The 22,439-nt window shown below is 63.8% G+C and carries 20 protein-coding genes and 1 tRNA gene; 10 read left to right on the top strand and 11 right to left on the bottom strand.

Translation table 11 applies throughout. From position 1 onward, the window contains the following. Positions 1-14: 14 nt before the first annotated feature. Entirely contained in the window at positions 15-1,331 is a 1,317-nt protein-coding gene (locus BLW56_RS13760; RefSeq protein ID WP_093511249.1) for a bifunctional folylpolyglutamate synthase/dihydrofolate synthase, read from the top strand. On the opposite strand, the gene BLW56_RS13765 is transcribed toward BLW56_RS13760, so the two are convergent. The 3 genes from BLW56_RS13765 to BLW56_RS13775 form a co-directional block, all read right to left on the bottom strand. After that, positions 1,328-2,071, bottom strand: coding sequence for a tetratricopeptide repeat protein (locus tag BLW56_RS13765; protein WP_093511250.1), 744 nt, complete (start codon positions 2,069-2,071; stop codon positions 1,328-1,330). The two genes, BLW56_RS13760 and BLW56_RS13765, sit on opposite strands and share 4 nt — an antisense overlap. A gap of 3 nt (positions 2,072-2,074) precedes the next feature. Then, positions 2,075-3,634 (bottom strand): AmpG family muropeptide MFS transporter, encoded by a 1,560-nt coding sequence (locus tag BLW56_RS13770; RefSeq protein ID WP_143043466.1) that lies wholly within the window; start codon positions 3,632-3,634, stop codon positions 2,075-2,077. Positions 3,635-3,735: 101 nt separating this feature from the next. Further along, positions 3,736-4,197: a response regulator gene (locus BLW56_RS13775; protein ID WP_256203470.1), complete on the bottom strand. Its 462-nt coding sequence runs from the start codon at positions 4,195-4,197 to the stop codon at positions 3,736-3,738. Between the two features lie 131 nt (positions 4,198-4,328). Here BLW56_RS13775 and BLW56_RS13780 point away from each other — a divergent pair, with 131 nt between their 5' ends. Both BLW56_RS13780 and rsmD read left to right on the top strand, forming a co-directional pair. Then, on the top strand, positions 4,329-5,189 hold the full coding sequence (locus BLW56_RS13780; protein ID WP_093511251.1) for a pseudouridine synthase: 861 nt from the start codon (positions 4,329-4,331) through the stop codon (positions 5,187-5,189). 4 nt (positions 5,190-5,193) lie between these two features. Continuing rightward, complete coding sequence (rsmD, locus tag BLW56_RS13785) at positions 5,194-5,736, top strand: 16S rRNA (guanine(966)-N(2))-methyltransferase RsmD (RefSeq protein WP_093511252.1); 543 nt, start codon at positions 5,194-5,196, stop codon at positions 5,734-5,736. Here the strand turns inward: rsmD and BLW56_RS13790 are convergent. Both BLW56_RS13790 and BLW56_RS13795 read right to left on the bottom strand, forming a co-directional pair. Next, positions 5,733-6,989: an MFS transporter gene (locus BLW56_RS13790; RefSeq protein ID WP_093511608.1), complete on the bottom strand. Its 1,257-nt coding sequence runs from the start codon at positions 6,987-6,989 to the stop codon at positions 5,733-5,735. The two genes, rsmD and BLW56_RS13790, sit on opposite strands and share 4 nt — an antisense overlap. A gap of 81 nt (positions 6,990-7,070) precedes the next feature. Then, a complete protein-coding gene (locus BLW56_RS13795; protein WP_093511253.1) occupies positions 7,071-7,637 on the bottom strand; it encodes a septal ring lytic transglycosylase RlpA family protein in 567 nt (188 codons plus the stop codon). Positions 7,638-7,667: 30 nt separating this feature from the next. Here BLW56_RS13795 and BLW56_RS13800 point away from each other — a divergent pair, with 30 nt between their 5' ends. From BLW56_RS13800 to BLW56_RS13810, 3 genes are all read left to right on the top strand, one after another. Next, entirely contained in the window at positions 7,668-8,600 is a 933-nt protein-coding gene (locus BLW56_RS13800; RefSeq protein ID WP_256203499.1) for a Rossmann-like and DUF2520 domain-containing protein, read from the top strand. A 10-nt stretch (positions 8,601-8,610) separates the two neighbouring features. After that, positions 8,611-10,923 (top strand): ATP-dependent helicase, encoded by a 2,313-nt coding sequence (locus BLW56_RS13805; protein WP_256203471.1) that lies wholly within the window; start codon positions 8,611-8,613, stop codon positions 10,921-10,923. A gap of 74 nt (positions 10,924-10,997) precedes the next feature. Beyond that, on the top strand, positions 10,998-11,903 hold the full coding sequence (locus BLW56_RS13810; protein ID WP_177175972.1) for a DUF4349 domain-containing protein: 906 nt from the start codon (positions 10,998-11,000) through the stop codon (positions 11,901-11,903). 168 nt (positions 11,904-12,071) lie between these two features. Here BLW56_RS13810 and BLW56_RS13815 read toward each other — a convergent pair. Next, positions 12,072-12,147 (bottom strand) — tRNA-Ala (locus BLW56_RS13815). A 96-nt stretch (positions 12,148-12,243) separates the two neighbouring features. Between BLW56_RS13815 and BLW56_RS13820 the strand changes: the two genes are divergently transcribed. Next, entirely contained in the window at positions 12,244-13,260 is a 1,017-nt protein-coding gene (locus tag BLW56_RS13820; protein ID WP_093511256.1) for an NADP-dependent oxidoreductase, read from the top strand. 24 nt (positions 13,261-13,284) lie between these two features. Here BLW56_RS13820 and BLW56_RS13825 read toward each other — a convergent pair whose 3' ends face one another. Next, the gene (locus BLW56_RS13825) at positions 13,285-14,652 is read right to left on the bottom strand and encodes a DEAD/DEAH box helicase (protein WP_093511257.1); all 1,368 of its coding nucleotides are present in this window, start codon (positions 14,650-14,652) and stop codon (positions 13,285-13,287) included. Between the two features lie 112 nt (positions 14,653-14,764). Then, the gene (locus tag BLW56_RS20945) at positions 14,765-15,019 is read right to left on the bottom strand and encodes a hypothetical protein (RefSeq protein ID WP_256203472.1); all 255 of its coding nucleotides are present in this window, start codon (positions 15,017-15,019) and stop codon (positions 14,765-14,767) included. A 458-nt stretch (positions 15,020-15,477) separates the two neighbouring features. Between BLW56_RS20945 and BLW56_RS13835 the strand changes: the two genes are divergently transcribed. Continuing rightward, the gene (locus BLW56_RS13835) at positions 15,478-16,902 is read left to right on the top strand and encodes an FAD-binding oxidoreductase (RefSeq protein WP_093511259.1); all 1,425 of its coding nucleotides are present in this window, start codon (positions 15,478-15,480) and stop codon (positions 16,900-16,902) included. Positions 16,903-17,022: 120 nt separating this feature from the next. Beyond that, complete coding sequence (locus BLW56_RS13840) at positions 17,023-17,802, top strand: SapC family protein (protein ID WP_093511260.1); 780 nt, start codon at positions 17,023-17,025, stop codon at positions 17,800-17,802. Between the two features lie 94 nt (positions 17,803-17,896). Here the strand turns inward: BLW56_RS13840 and BLW56_RS13845 are convergent, their stop codons facing one another. After that, positions 17,897-18,163 (bottom strand): DUF1674 domain-containing protein, encoded by a 267-nt coding sequence (locus tag BLW56_RS13845; protein WP_371262242.1) that lies wholly within the window; start codon positions 18,161-18,163, stop codon positions 17,897-17,899. Here BLW56_RS13845 and BLW56_RS13850 point away from each other — a divergent pair. Then, entirely contained in the window at positions 18,162-19,463 is a 1,302-nt protein-coding gene (locus tag BLW56_RS13850; RefSeq protein ID WP_093511261.1) for an RsmB/NOP family class I SAM-dependent RNA methyltransferase, read from the top strand. The two genes, BLW56_RS13845 and BLW56_RS13850, sit on opposite strands and share 2 nt — an antisense overlap. On the opposite strand, the gene BLW56_RS13855 is transcribed toward BLW56_RS13850, so the two are convergent. Together BLW56_RS13855 and BLW56_RS13860 are read right to left on the bottom strand one after the other, a co-directional pair. Next, positions 19,455-21,236, bottom strand: coding sequence for an adenylate/guanylate cyclase domain-containing protein (locus BLW56_RS13855; RefSeq protein WP_093511262.1), 1,782 nt, complete (start codon positions 21,234-21,236; stop codon positions 19,455-19,457). The two genes, BLW56_RS13850 and BLW56_RS13855, sit on opposite strands and share 9 nt — an antisense overlap. Next, on the bottom strand, positions 21,233-22,423 hold the full coding sequence (locus BLW56_RS13860; protein WP_093511263.1) for a TIR domain-containing protein: 1,191 nt from the start codon (positions 22,421-22,423) through the stop codon (positions 21,233-21,235). Before BLW56_RS13860 ends, BLW56_RS13855 begins: the two co-directional genes overlap by 4 nt. Positions 22,424-22,439: the final 16 nt, after the last annotated feature.

Genomic DNA, 22,439 nt, shown 5'->3' on the forward strand with positions numbered 1-22,439 from the left:
CCAAAGCGCCCCCCATGGCCGACCACGCGCACAGTTCCGACCCTGCGGTGCAGGCCCAGCTTGATCGCCTCGCCGCTTTGTCTCCGGGCCGCGACATCCTCGGGCTCGAGCGCATTGCCGAACTATGCGCGCGACTCGGCAACCCGCAACTGCAACTTCCGCGCACCTTTCATGTCGCGGGTACCAACGGCAAGGGTTCGACCTGCGCCTATCTCCGAGCGATCCTCGAAGCGCAGGGGCGCAGGGTTCACAGCTATACCAGTCCGCATCTCGTGCGCTTCAACGAACGTATCCGCCTCGCCGGAACGCTGATCGACGACGCGTTGCTCGCTGCATTGCTCGAGGAAGTCCTCGACGAAGCCGCCGACCTTCAGGCAAGCTTTTTCGAAGTCACGACAGCCGCCGCCTTCCTCGCCTTCGCACGCATCGCCGCCGACGACTGCATCATCGAGGTCGGGCTCGGCGGCCGCCTCGACGCGACGAATATCATCCCGCCGCCTGCCGTCTGCGGCATTGCATCGCTCGGCATCGATCACGAAGCATTCCTCCTCGCCCCCGAAGCCGGGACGCCCTCCGATCCCGCGATGCGGATCGCGTGGGAAAAGGCGGGGATCATCAAGCCCGATACGCCCGCCGCCACCCTCGCCTACCCGCCCCATATCCAGGGCACCATCGCCGCCAAGGTCGCCGACGTCGGCGCGACACTCTTTCCGCAGAGCGAGGGCTGGACGGTTGAGCCCGAAGGCGACACGTTCCGCTGGACGTCGAAACTGGGTTCGATCGCCCAGCCACTACGTCCCCGCATGACGGGCGCGCATCAGATGGCGAATGCCGGGCTCGCGATAGCGATGCTGCGCCTCGTCCCCGATCCGCAGCCGAGCGATGCCGACATCGCGGCGGGCGTGGCAGCCGCCTTCTGGCCTGCACGGATGCAGCGCCTCGGCGCAGGCCCGCTCACCGCGCTGCTCCCCGAGCAAACCCAAATCTGGCTCGACGGCGCCCATAATGTCGATGCGGGTCTCGCTCTCGCCCGAAAATTCGAGGACGAACCGCGGCGTATCCATCTCGTCACCGGGATGCTGGCGAACAAGGACCCCGCGGCGATTATCGCGCCGCTCGCCAGCCAACTAGCCAGCCTGACCGTCGTCCCCGTGCCGGGACACGAGCATCATGACGCCCAAGCCTTCGGCGCTGGCGCCAGAGCGGCCGCCTCCGTCACCGACGCGCTGCACGACCTCGACGTCGATCCCGAACGCGAACTGGTCCTGATCGCCGGCTCGCTCTATCTCGCCGGCATCGTTCTCGACCTCAACAACGAGTGGCCGGTCTAGCGCAGCTCCGCGAGCGTCCGTTTGACCCAGTCGTACATTTCGGCTTCAGCCTTCAATGTTACTGGTGGTGTGCGTTTCATTCGCTGCTCGACTTCCTTGAGCACCGTCCGCGCACCCGCTTTGTCGCCCTTGGCAATCAGGATACCCGCGATCCGGCAGCGGATTTCATCGCCCGGCACGCGGTTGACGATCTCACGATAGATCGCAAGCGCGTCGGCCGTCCGCCCATCGGCTTCGGCAACCTTAGCGCGGAGGAGCGCACGCCGGTCGATCTCGGTCCGCGAAATCGTCTCGGGCAGGGCGTCGATTGCCGTGAGCGCCTCGGCTGATCGACCTGCTAGATAGGCCGCTTCGGCGATCCGCATCCCGATTGTCCGGTCGGCGTGGGGTGACAATCGCTCAGCCGCGCGAAACTGGTCGAGCGCTTCGTCATAACGCCCACGTTCCATCAGCGCGTCGCCCAATTCGATCCGGTTCCCTGCGGTATCGCTGAACTCAGCGGTATCGCGCGCTTCGCGAATGCGACGTTCGGGATCCATCTTGTCGGCGATCTTGGTCCGCGCCTCGCGCACTCGCCGATCGCGCGGTAGACCGGGCAGTATCTCGACGATGAAATAAGCGAGGATGCCGACCATCGGCAGAAAGGCGATCGCCATGATCCATGCGGTGTTCCGTCCGGTCCGGAAGACATGGACGATGCAGAGTATCTGCAGCACGAGCGAGATCAGGAAGAAATGCATTGGTTAAACCGTCGCCGCCGATGCCTTGCCCTTCCACGCCAGCAAAACGCCGACGACTAAGGCGGCGAGCGAAGCGTACATGACATGCGAGGCCAGTTCGAGTTGATTGGCCAGTAGCAGCCCGACCACCCCCGCGACGATCAGCGCGAAGCCGGCGATGCGCAGGGCACCGACGGGCTTGCGCAGCTTAGTCTCGTCGACCGCGCCGCTCTGGCGAATGGATTGCACGACATAGCCCTTGCGCCACATCATCCACAGCAGGATCATGCCGGGTATCGCGGCAACGACGGTGAGGCCCCAAAAACCGGTCCATCCCAGCTTCTCCGCGGCATAGCCCGCGGGTCCGGCCATGAAGGTCCGCCCGATCACCGCAACCGACGACAGCAAGGCGAACTGCGTTGCGGTATATGCGATGTTCGCCAAGCCCGAGAGATAGACGGCGACGACAGTCAGGCCGATCCCGCTGGTGATATTCTCGGTCACGATCGCCGCGACCAGCATCCAGTAATCATTGCCCGCGATCGACAGCGCCATGAACATGAGGTTCGAGAACATCATCAGCAGGACCGAAACGAGCAGCGCCCGGCCCATGCCGAGCCATAGCACGAACGGTCCGCCCAGCGCGGAGCCGACAAGGACCGCAGCGAAGCCCCAGATCTTGTTCGCGGAAATATAGTCGAGGTCGGCAAAACCGAGGTCGACGATCATCGGGCTGAGCATCGCCTGCCCCATCGCGTCGCCAACCTTGTAGACCAAGATGAACAGCAGGATCATCAACGCGCCGTCGCGGGTCAGGAATTCGCGGAACGGATTGACCACGGTCTCGACGAGCCATTGCCCCGGTCTCATCCCCGATGCACTGCCGAAGCGGTCGACGAACTTGCCTTCACCGGCCCAGAAGGCGCCAAGGATGGCGGGAACTACACAAAGGGTGGTGAGCGCATAGGCGACCGCCCAGCCCAGCCCCAGCCCTTCCTGCGAGGCGAAGTAGATCGTCCCAGCGCCCGCGATCAGATTGCCCGTACGATAGCCGAACTGGTTGGTGGCGGTGCCGTGGGCGAACTCGTCCTCTTCCAATATCTCGATGCGATAGGCGTCGATGATGATATCCTGCGTCGCCGAGAAAAAGGCCGTGGCGACCGCCCAGAAAAGGAACCAGCCATAATCGCCCGGCTGCGGGTTACTCGCCCCCATCTGCCAGATCGAAAGAACGAGGAAGAACTGGACGAAGAACAGCCAGCTGCGGCGTTGGCCGAGAGCCTTCGTCAGACCGGGCAAGGGAATCTTGTCGACCAGCGGCGCCCACAGGAATTTGATCGTGTAAGGAATGCCGACCATCACTGCGAAGCCGATGGTCGTCGGCGTAAAGCCGACCTTGGCGAGCCAGAAGGTCATGGTGGCGGCGACCAGCGTAAACGGGAAACCGCTCGAAATGCCGAGGAGGAAGGCCACCGCCGGATTCTTGCGGAGATAGGGGCGGAACGCCGGTATCGCGAGCGCGACGACCACCAACCCGCCGAGCACGGCAACGAAAATGATAAACCGAATCAGATCAACCGACATGCCGACGCTCCCCGCGCGCCCGCATCGCGGACGCCTTGTCATACGAGGGGCCTAAAGGCTTGGTCCCAAATTGGAAGCGGCTATTTATCGGATCGCCGCGCTCAGGCAGCAGCAGGCCGCCAGAAGGTCGTCAGGCCGCTAACCTTCCGCGGCGCCTGATTCTTGCACGCCATCGACTCGACCGCCTTCAGCGCTGATACGAGTGCCGACGCGCTGTGCGGCTTGCCGAGACAGGCGATGGCAATCTCTTCGGCGTCGGCGGGGCATTGTCCCGTCACCAGCAGCACCGCGATGCCGCGGTCGCGCGCCAGTCGCGCAACTTCGCGCCCCGTCATATTTCCTGCAAGACCAAGGTCGAGAACGACCGCATCCAACGGTTCGGCTGCCATGATCGCCACCGCAGCCTCGCCCGAATCGACCGTCGCGACAATGTCGTACCCGCCGATTTTCAGCGTGTGCTCATTGTCGAACGCGGTCAGCGGATCATCCTCGATGATCAGCAATCGCTTGATGCAGGTCGGGCGGTGGCCAAAGAGCATGATGACTCCCTCAAACAACGCCATGACCCTCTCCGTGCCGTCCTGCAAGATCGCTTCTGCTCACCATCGACGAAGCGGGTCTTTTCCGGCTATGAGCGTGCTCACAACGCAACACATTTTCCGACAATAACGACAAGAAAGTCGCATCTGTTCCTATGAACACACGCCGCCCACCCCGCCCCGCAACCCGCTCGGCGCCGAAAGCTTCTGGCGATCGCGAAGCACCCAAGGGTCGTCGCGCCGCGCGCGGCGCCGCCTCCGCGCTCAAAACCAAACCCGCCGAGGCAGAGCGCGAGGATGGGCCGCAGCGCATCGCCAAGCTGCTCGCGCGCGCCGGCGTCGGTTCGCGTCGCGACGTCGAACGCATGGTCGAGGAAGGGCGCATTGCGCTCAACGGCCAGGTCGTCGTTCACCCCGCGCCTTTGCTCACATCGCTCGAAGGGCTGACCGTCGACGGCAACCCGGTCGCCAAGCCCGTCTCGACGCGCCTCTATCGCTTCAACAAGCCCGCAGGCTGCATCACCGCGGCCCGCGATCCCAAGGGGCGCAAGACGATCTATGACCTGCTGCCCAAGGATCTGCCGCGCCTGATGCCGGTCGGCCGCCTCGATTATAATACCGAGGGGCTTTTGCTCCTCACCAACGACGGCGAATTCAAGCGCCAGCTTGAACTGCCCGCGAGCGGCGTCGAACGCACCTATCGTGCCCGTGCGTTCGGCGACATCAGCCAGGCGCAGCTCGAGGAGCTCGCGCTGGGGATCGAGATCGACGGCGTCCGCTATGGCAAGATCGACGCCAACCTCGAACGGCGCACGGGCCGCAACCAATGGGTCGAAATGACGCTGACCGAGGGCAAGAACCGCGAAGTCCGCAAAGTGCTCGAACATTTCGGGCTGCAGGTCAGCCGCCTGATCCGCACGCGCTACGGCGCGTTCGAGCTTGGCGGCATGCCGCTCGGCGCGGTCGACGTCGTTCCGCGCGACGAGTTGTTCAAATTCCGCCGGCAAATGGGTTGATCGGATGCGCGTGATTTCAGGCGAATGGCGCGGCCGCAAGCTGCTCGCGCCCAGGAATAACGCGACGCGTCCGACTGGGGACCGCACGCGCGAAACGCTCTTCTCGATGCTCACCAGCCGCGTCGGCAGCTTCGAGGGGCTGGTCGTCGCCGACCTGTTCGCCGGATCGGGCGCACTCGGGATCGAAGCGCTGTCGCGCGGAGCAGAACAATGCCTGTTCGCCGAGCAGGATCGCGACGCACTTGACGTGCTGCGAAAGAATCTGGGCACGCTGGACGCCACCGCACGCGCCGATATCCGCGCCGGGTCGGTGCTCGCACTCGGCCCGGCGCGCCGCACCTACGACCTGATCCTGATCGACGCGCCCTACGATACCGGCGCGGGCAGCGTCGCGCTCGACAAGCTCAATCGCCTCGGGTGGATCGGCCCCGACAGCCTGATCTCGATCGAAACCGCGGAGAAGGAAGAGATCGAGATCGCGGGCTTCGAAATCGACGCGACACGCAAGGTTGGCAAGGCGAAGTTGACGTTGCTCAGACTGGCCTAAGCGCTCCGCCGGACCATCAGCAGACCCAGCCAGCTTACGACGCCGGCCAGCGCAAGATAGAAGCCCACCGTCCCCGTCCCGCCCCATTCGGCGAGCGCCTGCGCGATGATCGGCGCCATCGCGCCGCCCAATATCCCGCCCGCATTGAACGCAACTGACGCGCCCGTGTAACGGACATGCACCGGGAAGAGCCCGGTCAGCCAGCTGCCGAGCGGACCATAGACGAGACCCATGACAAACAGCGCCGAGGCGAGGCCGAGGAAAATGAGCGGCCAGCTTCCCGACGCCAGTGCTTGCCCGAACACGAACCCGATCAGCACTGTCGCGCCGCAGCCCCAAGTCAGTACGCGCTGTTCGCTCGACGCGTCGCTGACATAGCCTGCAAAAATGATCCCGACCGCCATGAACAGGATCGCGCCCAGCTGGGTCAACAGGAACTGCTCCTTCGGATAGCCAAGCGCCTGTGTTCCGTGACCGAGCGCAAAACTCGTCGCGAGATAGAAGATCGCGAAACAGGCGACGACCGCGAAGGTCCCCGCGAGCGTCGCAACCAGATGATGGCGGAGCAGGTCGCCGATCGGCACCGCAACCGGCGCCTTCTTCTCCAGCGCTTCGGCAAAGTCCGGCGTCTCGGTGATCTTGAGCCGCACCCATAGCCCCAGTCCGACGAGCACCGCCGATAACAGGAACGGAATACGCCAGCCCCACGAGGCAAAATCGGCATCGCTGAGCCCCAGACCGAGCAGCAGGAACAACCCGTTCGCCGCGATGAAGCCGACAGGCGCGCCAAGCTGCGGGAACATCCCGAAGCGCGAACGCCACCCCGGCGGCGCATTCTCGACCGCAAGCAACGCCGCCCCGCCCCACTCGCCGCCAAGTCCGAACCCCTGACCGAAACGCAGGATGCAGAGCAGCAGGGGCGCCACCCATCCCACCATCGCATAGGTCGGAAGGAAGGCGATCAGCAGCGTCGACGCGCCCATCAGCATCAGCGACGCGACCAGCGTCGACTTGCGCCCGATCCGGTCGCCATAATGGCCGAACACGATCGCTCCGACGGGCCGCGCGAAGAAAGCGAGCCCGAAGGTCATGAAGCTGTACATCAGCTGCGCTGAATCCGAACTCTCGGGAAAGAAGAGCGGCCCGAAGACCAGCGCCGCGGCGGTGCCGTAGATATAGAAATCGTAGAATTCGACCGCGGTGCCGACCAGGCTCGCGGTCAGGATGCGCCGATGCGCCCGGTAAGGTGACAGATCCACGGGCAATGCTCTCCCCTTTGTTCGGCGCTGCTTTGAACGCCTTCGCGCACCATGCGCAACCCGTAATGCTCGGGGTCAGCGCAGACGAGGTGCCAATTGGGTCCGTAGCCGTTGCAACTCGCGCTCCGGCACCGGAGCGAGGGAAGCTGCGGACTTGCCCTTGCGCAGACGTTCACGGTCCTTTTCCGATGGCTCGATACGGCGAACACGCACCGGAGCGTGGCCCTGTGCCTTCATGCCAAGCTCTTCGGCGGCGCCGCGCGACAAGTCGATGATCCGCCCGAGAGCGAACGGTCCGCGATCGTTGACCCGCACGATAATCCGCCGCCCGGTATCGAGCGCTGTCACCTCGACATAGGTTGGAAGCGGCAGCGTCGTGTGCGCCGCGGTGATCCATCCGGGGCGGAACTGCTCGCCATTGGCGGTACGGTTGCCCGACTCGCTGCCGTACCAGCTGGCATAGCCCACGGCGTCATAGGCGGGCGCGGTGGCGGGGACATAGGTTGTCCCGCGGATCGTATAGGCCGGGCCGATCCGTACCGGCGTGTCGGCCACGGGACGATAATTGCCGCCCGCGCAGGCGGAGAGCGCGAGTAAGACCAGAGCCGGCCCCGTCAGTCGAATGATTGAATATCGCTGCATCACCGAACGGTAGAGGCGGTGAACGCCGAGATAAAGTCCTACGATTGGCGGAACCGTCATCGCCGCGCTACATCCGCTGCCATGAACGATCCTTCACTCCATCCGTTCGGCATCGTCGGCACAGGCCGCGTTGCGCAGGCGCTTGCGCTCGCCGTGGCGCCGCACTCGATCGCGCGGCCGCTTTTGTGGGGACGAACGCCTGACAGCGTCCGCTCTGCTGCGACACGGATCGGCGCCACTGCCGCATTCAGTATCGATCGTTTGATGGCCGAATGCGACATCATCGCAATCGCCGTCGCAGACGACGCGCTGGCAGACGTCATCGTCGATATGGCGGCCACGCCGCCGTCAGGCCGCGTACCGTTCATCTTCCACGTCAGCGGGCGCAGCGGCGCAGTTGTGCTCGAACCGCTGCGTGCCGCCGGCGCGCTGACGGCGGCGATCCATCCCGCGATGACCTTCACTGGCGATCCGGAAGGCGAAGCCCTGCGCATGGCCGGCGCACGTTTTGCGATCACCGGCTCGACCACCGAGGCGGCCGAGCAGGCAAAACACATCGTCAAGCTGCTCGGCGGCATCGCGATCGAAATCGCCGAAGAAAAGCGGGCGCTCTATCATGCTGCGCTCTGCCACGCGTCGAACCACCTCGTCACCCTTATCGCCGGCGCGGCAGGGGCGCTCAAGGATGCCGGTGTCGACGATCCGTCGGGGTTGCTTGCCCCGCTCGTCCGAGCAGCGCTTGATAATAGTCTCGCTTATGGCTTCACCGGATTATCGGGCCCGCTGCTGCGCGGTGACGTGCAGACAATCAGCGATCATCTCGATACCCTCAGCAAGTATAGCCCCGCCCTCCTTCCCGCCTACCACGCGATGGCACGCGCGACGCTCGACGAATTGAAGCGCGGCGCAACGACGCCTTCGGACCGCCTCACCGCACTGGACAGCCTGCTCGCTGTTCCCTAATCGTTCGCGCGTGAACGATACCCCCGCCTCCCTGCCCGACCTGCCCGCGCCCAGCCCCTCGGACCCGCCTTATCTGCAAGGACTGAACGGTCCGCAGCGGCAAGCGGTGCTGACAACCGAAGGCCCGGTGCTGATGCTCGCGGGTGCCGGAACCGGCAAGACCGCGGCGCTGACCGCGCGCCTCGCGCATATCATGGCGACGCGCAGGGCCTGGCCGTCCGAAATCCTCGCGGTGACCTTCACCAACAAGGCCGCGCGCGAGATGCGCGAGCGTATCGGTCGCATGATCGGCGACGCGGTAGAAGGCATGCCGTGGCTCGGCACCTTTCACAGCATCGCGGCCAAGATGCTGCGCCGTCACGCTGAATTGGTCGGACTGCAGAGCAATTTCACCATCCTGGACACCGACGACCAACTCCGCGTACTCAAGCAATTGATCCAGGCCGAGGGGCTCGACGAGAAACGCTGGCCTGCGCGCCAACTCGCCGGGCTCATCGACAAATGGAAGAACCGCGGGCTCGTCCCCGCCGATCTCGATGCCGCGGATAAGGAGGCTTACGCCGACGGCAAAGGCCAACATTTCTATGCGCTCTATCAGGCGCGACTAAAGACTTTGAACGCCTGCGATTTCGGCGACCTGCTGCTCCACATGCTGGTGATACTGAAGACGCACCGCGACGTGCTCGAGCAATATCAGGACCGCTTCAAATATATCCTCGTCGACGAATATCAGGATACCAACGCCAGCCAATATCTATGGCTGCGGCTGCTCGCGCAGGCGCGCAAGAATATCTGCTGCGTCGGTGACGACGACCAGTCTATCTATTCGTGGCGCGGCGCCGAGGTCGCGAACATCCTGCGCTTCGAAAAGGACTTTCCCGACGCGACCGTCATCCGGCTCGAACAGAATTACCGCTCGACGCCGCAGATCCTTGCCGCCGCCTCGGCGCTGATCGCTCAGAATTCGGGGCGCCTGGGCAAGACGCTCTGGACCGACCTCGAACCGGGCGACAAGCTCCGCGTCGTCGGCGTTTGGGATGGCCCCGAAGAGGCGCGCCGGATCGGCGAAGAACTCGAGACACTCCAGCACCGCATGGTCAGTCTCGATCGCGCTGCGATCCTCGTCCGTGCGCAATTCCAGACGCGCGAATTCGAAGACCGCTTCATCGCGATCGGCATGCCCTACCGCATCGTCGGCGGATTCCGCTTTTACGAACGTGCCGAAATCCGCGATGCTCTCGCCTATCTGCGCCTTGTTCAGTCGAGCGCCGACGATCTTGCTTTCGAACGGATCATCAACACGCCCAAGCGCGGGCTTGGCGACAAGGCGCTCGCACGTATCCACCAATTTGCCCGCCATGAACGCGCACCGCTCCTCCATGCGGCGTCGCGGATCACCGAAACCGACGAACTGACGCCGCAGGCGCGTCGCCAGCTTGCAAATTTCGTAGCGCAGATGCGCGGCTGGCAGACGAAAGCGAACGAGCTTTCGCATCCCGAACTGACCCAGCTTATTCTCGATGAGTCGGGCTATACCGCGATGCTTCAAGCCGACCGCAGCGTCGAGGCCGACGGCCGCCTCGAAAACCTTTCCGAACTCGTCCGCGCGATGGAGGAATATGACTCGCTCGAGGCGTTCCTCGAACATGTCAGCCTCGTCATGGACCGTGACAACAACGACACCACCGAGACCGTCACCATCATGACGATCCACGCCGCAAAGGGCCTTGAGTTCGATCACGTCTTCCTCGCGGGCTGGGAAGACGGTGTCTTCCCGTCACAGCGCTCGATGGACGAGGGCGGGACACAGAGCCTCGAAGAGGAGCGCCGCCTCGCTTATGTCGCGATCACGCGCGCACGCCAGCGCGCGAGCATCTATCACGCTGCGAACCGGCGCATCTACGGCCAGTGGGTCAGTAGCATTCCCAGTCGCTTTATCGCGGAAATCCCACCCGAACATGTCGACAGCGAAAACAGCTTCGGCGGTGGGCAAAGTCTGTGGCGTGCCAACTGGTCGGCGCAGGGCGATCCCTTCGCGCAAGTCGCCGAACGCCAGCCCGCGCGCACGATGACGCGCGGTCCGGCGTGGCAGCGGGCGACCGCCCAGTCATCGACAATCACCCGCGCCCCTGTCCCTTCGGAACGTGGCCCTGCCGCCTCGGTCGGCGCCAAGGCGCGATCCGACCTCGCGGTCGGGATGCGCGTCTTCCACGAAAAGTTCGGCTATGGGGAGATCATGGACATCGACGGCAACAAGCTGGAGGTCGAATTCGATCAGGCCGGCAGCAAGAGGGTGCTCGACAGCTTCGTAACGCTCTCCTGATTTTTATTGTCTACTACTTTAGTTATGATATGCCATCCCATGCGGCCAACGAGTCGCGCTTTGGGAGAATCTGCATGCGAAATAAGCTCTTAGCGAGCGCGATGGCGCTCGCCCTGATCGGCTGCTCGGAAAAATCAGCCGAAGATTCCGCGACAACCGATGCCCCAGCCACCGAAACCATTGCCGAAGAAGGCCCAGCTGACGCTGCCGCCGCGCCCCGGATCGGCATCGAGGCCGCGCCCGGCGTCGCTTTCGACTATGCCTACACCTTCCGTCTCGCAGACGACCGCATCTCCAAGGTCCAAGAGGAACACGCCGCCGCTTGCGAAACGCTCGGCATCCAGCGCTGCCGTATCGTCGATGTCCGCTACCAGCTCACCGACGAAAAGCTCGTAGAGGCGCAAACGCAATTCAAGCTGGACCCCAGCATTGCCCGCAAATTCGGCGCGAGCGCAATCGCCAGCGTCGAAAAAGCCGAAGGGGTGTTGGCCGACGCCAGCGTCGCCGGCGAAGATGTCGGCACTGAAATCCTCGCTTCTCAGCAGCGAAGCGCCGGCTCCGAAGCCGAAATAGCGCGGCTGGAAGAACGGCTGAAGTCGGGCGGGCTCGACAAGCGCGAACGCGCCGAGATCCTGGCGCAGATCAGTCAGGTTCGCGGCGAGATCACGGGTGAGCGTCAGGCTCGCCGAAACGGCGAAGCCCGCATTGCGTGGACGAGCGTCGCATTCAATTATGCCAGCGACGGTGGGCTTCCCGGTATCGGCCATGAAAATCCGTTTGCCAGCGCGGGCGAGACGCTGATGCGCAGCGGCGGTACTGCGCTCGGTTTCGTCCTCACGCTCAGCGCAGCGTTGCTGCCTTGGGCCCTCCTCCTTGGGCTGGTCGTCGCTTTCTGGCGGAGCCGGTTTATACTAGCCGTCCGCCAACAGATGCGAGCGAAACCGGGGGCTGACGATCCCGCGGCTCCTCCCGCCATCTGAGTCCGTCCCGCCCATTGTTTGCCAAGGTCCGGTCCAGCGCCATGCCTGGGCCGGACGAGCCGGCACGTCGCTGACCGCCGCTTGATGCCCACGGCGACGCGGGTTATCCGAGGGATATAACGATAGAGGCTTCTATCGCGATTGCCGGCTGATGGACCGAAAGGTCGCTGGTGGAGCCGAGGGGAATCGAACCCCTGACCTCTGCAGTGCGATTGCAGCGCTCTCCCATCTGAGCTACGGCCCCGCGACCGGCAGGTCTTAACGACGCCGATTGGCGGTGGCAACGGCTTTTCCGACGGCCGCCTCTGTCGCCGGTGAAATTGGGAATGGGGGGATTCCGATGGCCAAGGCGTGGCATTTGACCAGTCGTCCGCACGCGCTGCCGACGATCGACAATTTCGCATTGCGTGAAACGCCCGACGAGCCGCTTGAAAAAGACCAGCTCAGGGTCCGCAATCTCTGGCTGTCAGTCGACCCCTATATGCGCGGGCGGATGAACGATGCCAAAAGCTATGCGCCAAGCTTCCAGATCGATCAGCCGATGACCGGCGGCGCGATCGGCGAGGTCATCGAAAGCGCGATGGACGGCTTCGCACCCGGCGATCTGATCCTCCATATGGGCGGCTGGCGCGACGGCGGCGTTATCGGGCTGGATATGATGCCGAACAAGCTGCCCGCCGACATGCTTGCAGCCGGGCTGACTCCGCAAACCTTTCTGCACAACATGGGCCTGACCGGCGGGACGGCGTGGATCGGTCTGCTCCGCGTCGCCGCAGCCAAACCCGGCGACACGATTTTCGTCTCTGCGGCCGCCGGAGCGGTCGGATCGGCGGTGGTGCAAATCGCCAAGGCGCGTGAAATGACCGTTATCGGGTCCGCAGGCGGCGCGGAAAAATGCACATGGGTGGATGATCTTGGTGCCGATGCGACAATCGACTACAAGGCGGGACCGGTGCTTCCACAGCTTGTTGCCGCGCTTGAACGCCTCGGCAAACCGGGCATCGACGTCTATTTCGACAATGTGGGCGGCGAGCATCTCGATGCCGCCTTTGCCGCTGCGAGCGATTTTGCGCGCTTCGCGATTTGCGGCATGATCGACGTTTACAACGACGGAAAGCCGCAAGAGATGAAACATCTCATCCGCTCGATCCCCGCCCGGATCCGCATGGAAGGCTTCATCTACACCGACCAGTTCATCGAATGCATGGAGGAATTCTATGCCGACATGGGCGGGCTTATCGCGAGCGGCGCGGTGACGATGCGCGAAACCGTGCACGACGGCTTGGCGTCGGCACCCGACGCCTTTCTTGGCCTGTTTTCAGGCAAGAATATCGGGAAGATGCTGGTCAGGCTCTGACCGCGCTTCCGACGCAGACCGGCGTCAGTTGCCGAAACCGACCGACAGAAAGCCGGGCATCGGGCCGTTCCAGCCGTCATCCGGACCGTCAAGATCCTCGTGTTTCGGCGGCCTCCGATCATCGCTGCGAGCCGATTTGGCCGGACGCGGATCGATAGCGGTTTTTGCCGGTGCCTTTTCGGGTTTCGCCGCCGCCTTGCCACGCCCACCGCGCGAGCGGCTGCGGCGCGGTTCGCCATTGGCGTCATCATCCACCGCGATCAGGTCGGGGGCCGATGCACCACCGCTGTGAATGGGAATTTTATAACCCGTCAGCTTCTGGATGTTGTCGACCGCTTCATCGTCGGAGGGCGATATTAGCGTGAATGCCCGGCCCTTTGCCCCCGCACGGCCGGTCCGGCCGATGCGATGCACATAATCGTCGGGGTGCCAAGGCGCATCGAAGTTGAAGACGTGGCTGACGCCCTTGACGTCAAGCCCGCGCGCCGCGACGTCCGATGCCACGAGAATATTGATCGTGCCGTTTTTGAAACGGTCGAGCTCTGCGATCCGGCTCGACTGATCCATGTCGCCATGAATTTCGCCCGCCTTGTAACCATAACGCTGCAGCGACTTCGCAAGCTCGCGCACCGTGGTCTTACGGTTGCAGAAGATGATCGCCGTACCGATGTCCTCGGCTTCGATCAGGTCACGCAGCGTGTCGCGTTTGCCGCGTTCGGACGTCTTGACAAGGAACTGCTCGATATTCTCGTTGCGGCTCGCCGGACGCGCGACTTCGATTGTCTTCGGGTTCGACAGAAATTTGTCTGCCAGCTTCTTGATTGGCGGGGGCATCGTTGCCGAAAAAAGCAACGTCTGCCGATTTGCGGGCAATTTGGTGCAGATATTCTCGATATCGGGGATGAAGCCCATGTCGAGCATGCGATCCGCTTCGTCGATCACGAGTAGATTACAACCAGTGAGCAGGATTTTTCCGCGTTCGAACAGATCCATCAGGCGTCCGGGAGTAGCGATCAGCACATCGACACCCTTTTCGAGCGCTTTCACTTGATCGCCCATCTGGACGCCGCCGATCAGCAACGCCATCGAAAGCTTATGATATTTGCCGTATTTTTCGAAATTTTCCGCGACCTGTGCCGCAAGCTCGCGCGTCGGCTCGAGAATCAGCGAGCGCGGCATCAGCGCGCGAGCGCGGCCGTGCGCAAGAATGTCGATCATGGGCAACACGAAGGACGCCGTCTTACCCGTGCCTGTTTGCGCGATGCCGATCATGTCGCGCATCATCAGTACAGAGGGAATTGCGCCCGCCTGGATCGCGGTCGGTTCATTGTAGCCCGATTCGTCAATCGCGCGCAAAAGTTCGTCGGAAAGGCCGAGGTCGGCAAATTTCATAGTGTCATCATGTCCGGAAAAAACGAGCGTCCGGCCTCCCACGCAGGCGAACGTTGCCGCGGCCCTTGGGCAAATGGCGGGAAAAGTCAAGAAAAGGCGGCGATAAACGCGATCAATCGTCTTCGCGGACGGGAACCATCAGACGGAACTTGTCGATCTCGCATTTTGCGCCGGTCCGTGCGTGGATTTCGTCACGATCCTCGCACAGTTTTCCGTCCTTGCTGCCTTGCATGTAGAAGCCGGCATAGAAATCAAGCGCGCGGCAACCGCGATTGAGCTGCGCGCGCAACCGTTGCTTCTGCCGCGTGATGATGTCGATGCTGTCGCGCTGCACCGCCTGCATGCCCAATATATTTCGCATAGCCACGCATTTGGGCGCCTTTTTCTCTTTCCAGACGACCGGAGGTTCCGTCGCGCGTTTGGACATCGAAGGCCCCGCGGCAAAATTATTGAGCTGCGAGCGCTGTGCCGGCACACGAATGATAAGCTGTTGTTCGATCACCATTTGCCAGAAGGAAGACGCCTGTTCGGAGGTCGGCGCTGAAATCGCTACCAATGGTTCGGGCGCACCGACCGGCACCGCGGCGTCTGCTGCCGGCGCAGCGGCCGCAAACCACAGAAACGCCGCCGTCAGCACAGCTCCGCTGCCGCTCCCTTGGCGTTCTTGCCGAAGATTTCGCTCACCCGTGGCTCCCGCGTCCGTCCCGCTGGACGAAAAGATACTATTCGTCCATCGACCCCTTTAACAAGGATGATTGAACATCAAATGAACTGCTGTCACCCCCTGTCCGGTCTTGGAGCAGGAAATTTCCGGAGTGGATCGGCATGACGCACCCGCCTTCTGCATCGCTGCTCGACACATTTGCGAATCTGCTAGGGTCCAAGGGCTTCAGCGTCGATCCCGGGGTGATGGCGCCGTGGCTGACCGACTGGCGAGGCAAATATCACGGCCGTGCCGCCGCTATTCTCTCGCCCGCAACCACTGGCGAAGTCGCCTCTATCGTTCGCCTGTGCGCCGAGGCGAAGGTCGCGCTCGTCCCGCAGGGCGGCAACAGCGGCATGGTCGGCGGCGCCACCCCTGACACGAGCGGAGAACAGTTGCTGCTCAGCTTGCGGCGTATGAACCGGATACGCCATATCGAAGCGGCGGGGCAGCTTGCCGTTGCCGAAGCCGGCGTGATTCTCGAGAATTTTCACAACGCGGTTCTTGAGCACGGGCTCCGCTTTCCTCTGACCCTTGGCGGCAAGGGATCGGCGACTATCGGCGGACTGGTGTCGACCAACGCCGGTGGAACCCAGGTACTGCGCCACGGATCAATGCGGACGCTGACGCTGGGCATCGAAGCGGTTCTACCCGACGGCAGCATTTTCGACGGGCTGGCCCCACTCAAGAAGGATAACCGCGGCTATGATCTGCGGCATCTATTCTGCGGTGCTGAAGGAACGTTGGGGATCGTGACTGCGGCGTCACTGCGCCTCGTTCCTGCCGCCCCGGCCCGGCGGACGGCATGGATCGGGATCGATTCGCCGGACAGTGCGCTGCTGCTGCTACGCCGGGTCGATGCAGCGATCGGGCGCGAGCTCGAGGGTTTCGAACTGATCCCGCATAGCTGTCTCGATGCCGTTCTGCGCCATATCCCGCAAACACGCGCGCCGATTACCGCGCGACATCCGTGGTATGTACTGCTCGAACTGGCGGGCGAAAGCGACCAGACGCTCGGCGAAGCCCTTGAACAACAACTAGCTTCGGCGCTTGATGCCGGGCTGGTCCGTGATGTCGTGATCGCCAAAAGCGATCGAGAGAGTGAAGATTTTTGGCGCCTGCGCGATTCCATATCCGAAGCAGAACGCGCCGAAGGGCCGGCGTTGCAGCATGACATCAGCGTACCGGTGGACCTGATGCCCGCTTTCATCACAGAGAATCCTGTCCGATTGTCTCTGGCATTTGCGGGAGCGCGCGCGCTGTCCTTCGGCCATCTGGGCGACGGCAATGTCCACCACCATGTCCAGCCGCCTGTCGACGCCGACGGTGTGGCCTGGCTCGCCGAGCATGGGGAGGCGGTCAGCCGGCTGGTCTATTCGCATGCCCTGGAGCTCGGCGGATCGATTTCGGCCGAACATGGCATCGGCCAGATGAAGCGCGATATCCTGGCCGAACTCGACAGCCCCGCGCGCCTGTCCGCGCTGCGCGGCATAAAGGACGGGCTCGATCCCGATCGCCTCTTCAATCCCGGCAAACTCGTCGTCTGACCGCTGCCTGGTCCATTTCGCCGACGCATATCATAGCCCCCTTGCGCCGCGCGGCGCGGGTCAATAAGGCGCTTTATCCTTTTTTGTCCCGACCTGCGGGACTTTTACCGGAGCTCAAATATGGCCACCGCGCCCGCACCTGCCAATCTGCCGCTGTTCTACAAGGATCTCGCCCCGCTTTCGAGCGTCGAGCACGCCGATTTCCACGCCCGTCCGCTCGACAGCGCCGAATTTCTGGTGGGCCAGCATGCCATCCCGCTGACCTCGGACGAGTTTGTGTCGGCTTGCCGCTTTTTCCCGATCGTCTTTTCGGCCGGCGACAATCCCGTTCCGCTCGCGCTGATGGGCCTGAACGAAGGCGTCAACACTTTCGTCGACGACGAAGGCAAGCTGATCAATCCGGTCTATGTTCCGGCCTATATCCGCCGCTACCCCTTCCTTCTCGCGCGCCTCCAGCCCGATTCGGAAGATCTGTCGCTGTGCTTCGACCCGAGTTCGGGCGCGATCGGCAAGTTCGACGAGGGCGATGCCCTGTTCGTCGACGGCCAGCCGTCGGAACAGGTTCAGGCCGTGCTCGAATTCTGCAAGAATTTCGAAGAAGCCGGTCAGCGCACGGGCATGTTCATGGACGAACTGAAGAAGGCCGACCTCCTCATGGACGGCGAAGTCGCCATCCAGCAGGAAGGCAATGACAAGCCCTATGTCTATCGCGGTTTCCAGATGGTCGACGAGAACAAGCTGCGCGAACTGCGTGGCGACGTGCTGCGCAAGCTGATGCAGAACGGTATTCTCGGCCTGATCTTCGCGCACCTCTTCTCGCTGCAGCTTATGCGCGAAGTGTTCGCCGAACAGGTCAAGAGCGGCAAGATGCCCCTCAACACCGAGCTTCCGGCCGTTTAAGCAAATGATTATGGCCGCCCCGGTCGATGCCGGGGCGGCCATCCATATTCCCGCCGGTTTCCCGATTTCGAGCCGAACGGCGCCGTCGCCGCGATCAGAAGTCGACCGCGACCCCTTTCAATTCCCAGTCACCATAGCGCACGGGATTGCGCCCGCCCGGTTGATCCTCCGCCTTGTCTTCGCGGATCGGTTCGGGCGATGGCAGCGCACTGTTCGTCCAGCCCGTCGGAGCCTTTACATGCGCGGGGCGCTTTACAGCGCGCGGCGTTCCGCCGATGGTTCCATTCTGGCTGCTGTCAGTCATGATGCCCGCCTTATAGGATTTTTCATGCGTCACGCCAACCACGCCTTTGCCCGTCATGGCTGATCGTCGTCCACCCCGGCGCCCGCGATCGCCCGGCGGAGCCGATCCCGCCGGTACGGGGACACGCCGTGCCGCGCTGCGGCTGATCGACGCGATCCTGCGGCGCGGCGACCCTCTCGATATCGCGATGCACGCCGCCACCCAGGGGCTGACGCCGACGGACCGGGCGTTTGCCGTAGCGATCGTTTCGGAAACGCTGCGCTGGATGGTCGACCTCGACGCGCTGATCGATGGCGCTACGGCGCAAATCCTGCCCGACGATGTCAAATCGCGCGCGGTGCTGCGGATTGCGCTCGCCCAGTTGCTGATCCTCAAGACCCCCGGCCATGCCGTCGTGTCGACCGCCCTGCCGCTCGTCGATGGCGGCCCGCGCCGACTGGTCCACGCGATCCTGTCGCGCGCGCAGCAGGAAGAATGGGAGCTGCCCGCCAGCGCCACCCTGCCCTTGCCCACCGCGGAGCGCTGGGCAGAACAATGGGATCTGGCAATGGTCGAAGCCGCCGAGGCGGCGTGGAGCCAACCGCCGCCGATCGACCTCAGCTTCGCCGCCGAACCCGCCGCCGACGAATGGCCCGACGCCGTTACGCTTGCACCGCTACACCGGCGCCTGCCCCGCGGTCAGGCGGTCGAGACGATGCCCGGTTATAGCGAAGGCGGCTGGTGGGTGCAGGATCTGGCGGCAAGCCTGCCCGCGCGCCTGCTCGGCGCGGGTGAAGGCCGGACGGTGCTCGATCTCTGCGCCGCACCGGGCGGCAAGACGATGCAGCTCGCCGCTGCGGGGTGGAATGTCGTTGCCGTCGATTCCAGCGCCAAACGCCTTGAACGGCTCCGCGCCAATATGGAGCGCACGGGATTGTCGGCCGATATCGTCCAGGGCGATATCCGGTCGTGGGCGCCCGACGGCCCGGCGGATGCGATATTGCTCGATGCGCCCTGCTCGGCCACCGGAATTTTTCGTCGCCATCCCGACGTGCTCCATCGCATCGAACCCCGTCAGATTGCCGAAATGGCAGAGTTGCAGACCGAGTTGCTGTCGCGCGCTTCGCGATGGGTCAAACCGGGCGGAACGCTCGTCTATGCGACCTGTTCGCTCGAGCAAGCCGAGGGCGAGGATCAGGTGTCGGCCTTTCTCGACCGACACGCCGGATGGGCCATCGAGGCCCCGCACGCCGGGGAGCTTCCGGGCGCGATTACGGCCGACAACAGGGGTTTGATCCGCACCCTCCCGGCGATGCTCGCCGATGCAGGCGGCCTCGACGGCTTTTTCGTCGCGCGATTGCGCGCGCCGTCAAACTGAGCCGCGCGACAATCGATAGAGAGCAAGCTCGCCATAATCCTTGGCGAGCTGCACCTTGCCGACATAATCGCAATCAAAGTCCGATGCGTTGCCAAGCGCCAGCATCGCGGCGAGCGGCTGCGTGCAATAAACCTGACCCACCAATGTGACCGGCTCGATCCGTGCGGTGCGCGTCACCTCGGTGCCGTACCAGAGCTCATTGCCGACAACCGGATCGACGCCGCGATAGATCGGTCCGAAATGAATCCCCGTCCGCATCCCGGCCTTTTGTCCGTCGAGCCCGAGCGCCGGCGGCAGGATGGCAAGCCGCTCCTGCATCGCGAGCGCGATCCGCGCTGCCGTCGCAGGGTCGTCGATGATCGCATAGACGGCATCGCCCCAGGTGTTCCGGAAGAGCACCGCATCGCCGAAATCGTCGAGAATGCGGCCGATCCCGCCCATCACTTCGCTGGCAAAGATCGGCAGCTGGGCCTCGCCCAGTTTCGAAAAGCCGGCAAAGTCCGCGAACAATATGGCATAGAGCCCGCGGCGCGTTCCTTCGGGCGGACTGGGTGCCGGCGGGAAGTCGAGATTGCGGTCCAGACCGCCAACGGGAATCGTCCGCGTCGCGCCGCCATGATCCTGCCACAGCGCGATATCGGCATTGGTCCCGGCAATTGCGGCCGAAGGTCGTGCGGCGACCTCCGGATCGACGACAGCGAGCTGGATCGCCACCGTTTCCAGTTCGCGCGCGCGCAATTTGGCGAGGCCCATCATCGTGTGCGAACCGAGGACGAACTGGCAATCGTCGCTGACATAGCGCGAGCCACTGGCGAAATGGACCATCGCCGCCCGGTCGCGACACGCAACATAGCGCGCCAACCAGCCCTCGCCGCCCGAAAGCACCGACTGCGCGATGAAATCATCCTCGGCGAACGGCAACACGATGGTCAGGTCGATACCGCGGGCAAGCGCCTCTTCGGCGAACAGGATATCGGCGCCGCACGCGAGCGGACCGATCAGCGCCGAAAGCGGCTGTTCATCGAGCGCGGCGGCGATGGCATTGCGGGCATTGGCTTCACCTGCGCCGCCCGCGCGGAACATCCGTCCGCAATAAATCCCGACCGGTGGAGGACGAAGCAGGTCGACGATCGTGCGAGCATGATCGTCGTCGATCGCGCCAGCCGCGGCGAGGCGCGTCAACTGACGGCAGGTCGAGGCACGATCCCCCGCGCGGGGACCTGCGCGTTCGTTCGCCGTCCGTGCGGGGCGCAGCGCTTCGTCGCCACGATTGAGCAGCAACAACGCCTCCACCAGCGTCACCAGATCCCAATAATCGTCGCCGGCACCATTTGCGGCAATCGGACCCGCCAAGGCCGCGGCGCGCTCGCGTTCGCCGAGCAGCGCATAAAGGCTTGCGGCGTTGATTGCCGGAAATGCGGATCCCGAAAGCCGCCGGGCATTGTCATACGCCGCCGCGGCTTTCCGCAGCAGCGCATTCCGGCGCTCGCCCCGATTGTCGAAAGCCGCATCCTTCCAGATCCGTCCCGCGAGCGCGAGGCTGTCGACATCGCCCGACGCAGCAAGATCAAGCTGCTCATAGAGGTGCATCGCCCCGAGGCTATCACCCGAAGCGGCGAGCGCACGCACCATCAGATAGCGCAGGCGCGGGCTTTCGATACCGTCGCGGCGCACCGCGACGGCGCAATCGAACGCGCTCAGCGCGTCGCCCTCGGCCAGTCGGTGCGCGACCTCGGCTTCGGCGGCCGCGATCCGGTCCGCCGATACCGTCATCGCGCCGCGGCTTCTGCCGATTTCAGCAAGGCGACGTTCGCCTTCTCTGTGGCCGATAGCGCGACCGTGTCGCTCGTCGGGCGATACCAATCGAATTGGCTGAAATGCGCGCGGAGCGACGGATCGCTGAAACGGAAGCCGTTCCGTGCGAAAATCTCGTTACGGGCCACCCGCAGTTCGAGCGCGCTGTAATTGCCGAGTTCGTCGGCCGAAAGCAGCCGGTCGGAGGAATCGGGGATGACGACACCGCTGCCGCCGACGCCCGTCGGCGCGGCACCGGCAGGAATCGTCGGCGCCGGTCCTTCGACAAGCCGGATATATTTGCGGAACATGAAACCCGTTGTTCCGTCGGCCTTGCGCACGCGCCACCATGCCCCCGATTGCTTGTAGGTCAGGAATTTTTCGCCATCGAGCACTTTGCCGAGAATCTCGCTCTGGGCGCTCCGCTCCGCGCGGATGTTCGTGAAACCCTCGGGATCGTTGATGACCGCCGCGAGCGTGAAGGCTTCCGCCGGACCGGCATCGACGGACGGCGCGGCATCGTCAGGCGCAACCGCAGAATTGGCCGCCGGTTGCGCGGGCGCATCCGCGACCGACGTCGCACCGGGGGCGGTCGGTGCCGGCTGCAACAGTTTCCACGCAAGCAACGCGACGGCGACGATTGCCAGCCCCAGCAACGCCCAGGGAAGGAATGACGATTTTTGTGAGGGAGGCGCCGCCTGCCAATCGCTGGCGGCGGGAGGCGGAGCGATGCGGGACACCGGCGCCGGCGTTGTCGGCGCTGCCGCAACGGCTTCGCGCCCGCACAATTCCTCAAGGCTCATCAATACCTTGCGCCAGCCACCATGCGATGGATCGCCGTTCCAGTCGCTGAGATCGGCAAACTGGATCTGGTTGAACGGCAGCGGCGGCATCACATCGTCGATCGCGGTCTGGACGAGCTTCTTCTGGTTGCGCGCGACATCGGCCTCGGCGCGCACCCATTCGGACGCCGCCGACGTGTGCGACCAGACGACGATCGCGGCCTTCGCACTGCCGATCTTTTCGGTGATGACGTCGCCATAGGACCGGTGCGGCGGCAGTTCGGCATCCCACCACACGTCGTACCCCGCAGCGGTGACGGCGGATGCGATATCCGCGACGCGCGCCTTGTTGTCGCGCGAGTAGGAAATGAATACGTCAACCATCGGCTAGCCCCCTGTT

This window comes from Sphingopyxis sp. YR583, from assembly GCF_900108295.1.
Classification (GTDB): Bacteria; Pseudomonadota; Alphaproteobacteria; order Sphingomonadales; family Sphingomonadaceae; genus Sphingopyxis.

What these genes read in the sequence shown, in the direction of transcription:
- BLW56_RS13760 (WP_093511249.1), top strand. Translation starts at nt 15, where the DNA reads ATGGCCGACCACGCGCACAGTTCCGACCCTGCGGTGCAGGCCCAGCTT.
- BLW56_RS13765 (WP_093511250.1), bottom strand. Translation starts at nt 2,071, where the DNA reads ATGCATTTCTTCCTGATCTCGCTCGTGCTGCAGATACTCTGCATCGTC.
- BLW56_RS13770 (WP_143043466.1), bottom strand. Translation starts at nt 3,634, where the DNA reads ATGTCGGTTGATCTGATTCGGTTTATCATTTTCGTTGCCGTGCTCGGC.
- BLW56_RS13775 (WP_256203470.1), bottom strand. Translation starts at nt 4,197, where the DNA reads ATGGCGTTGTTTGAGGGAGTCATCATGCTCTTTGGCCACCGCCCGACC.
- BLW56_RS13780 (WP_093511251.1), top strand. Translation starts at nt 4,329, where the DNA reads ATGAACACACGCCGCCCACCCCGCCCCGCAACCCGCTCGGCGCCGAAA.
- rsmD (WP_093511252.1), top strand. Translation starts at nt 5,194, where the DNA reads ATGCGCGTGATTTCAGGCGAATGGCGCGGCCGCAAGCTGCTCGCGCCC.
- BLW56_RS13795 (WP_093511253.1), bottom strand. Translation starts at nt 7,637, where the DNA reads ATGCAGCGATATTCAATCATTCGACTGACGGGGCCGGCTCTGGTCTTA.
- BLW56_RS13810 (WP_177175972.1), top strand. Translation starts at nt 10,998, where the DNA reads ATGCGAAATAAGCTCTTAGCGAGCGCGATGGCGCTCGCCCTGATCGGC.
- BLW56_RS13820 (WP_093511256.1), top strand. Translation starts at nt 12,244, where the DNA reads ATGGCCAAGGCGTGGCATTTGACCAGTCGTCCGCACGCGCTGCCGACG.
- BLW56_RS13825 (WP_093511257.1), bottom strand. Translation starts at nt 14,652, where the DNA reads ATGAAATTTGCCGACCTCGGCCTTTCCGACGAACTTTTGCGCGCGATT.
- BLW56_RS13835 (WP_093511259.1), top strand. Translation starts at nt 15,478, where the DNA reads ATGACGCACCCGCCTTCTGCATCGCTGCTCGACACATTTGCGAATCTG.
- BLW56_RS13840 (WP_093511260.1), top strand. Translation starts at nt 17,023, where the DNA reads ATGGCCACCGCGCCCGCACCTGCCAATCTGCCGCTGTTCTACAAGGAT.
- BLW56_RS13850 (WP_093511261.1), top strand. Translation starts at nt 18,162, where the DNA reads ATGGCTGATCGTCGTCCACCCCGGCGCCCGCGATCGCCCGGCGGAGCC.
- BLW56_RS13845 (WP_371262242.1), bottom strand. Translation starts at nt 18,163, where the DNA reads ATGACGGGCAAAGGCGTGGTTGGCGTGACGCATGAAAAATCCTATAAG.
- BLW56_RS13855 (WP_093511262.1), bottom strand. Translation starts at nt 21,236, where the DNA reads ATGACGGTATCGGCGGACCGGATCGCGGCCGCCGAAGCCGAGGTCGCG.
- BLW56_RS13860 (WP_093511263.1), bottom strand. Translation starts at nt 22,423, where the DNA reads ATGGTTGACGTATTCATTTCCTACTCGCGCGACAACAAGGCGCGCGTC.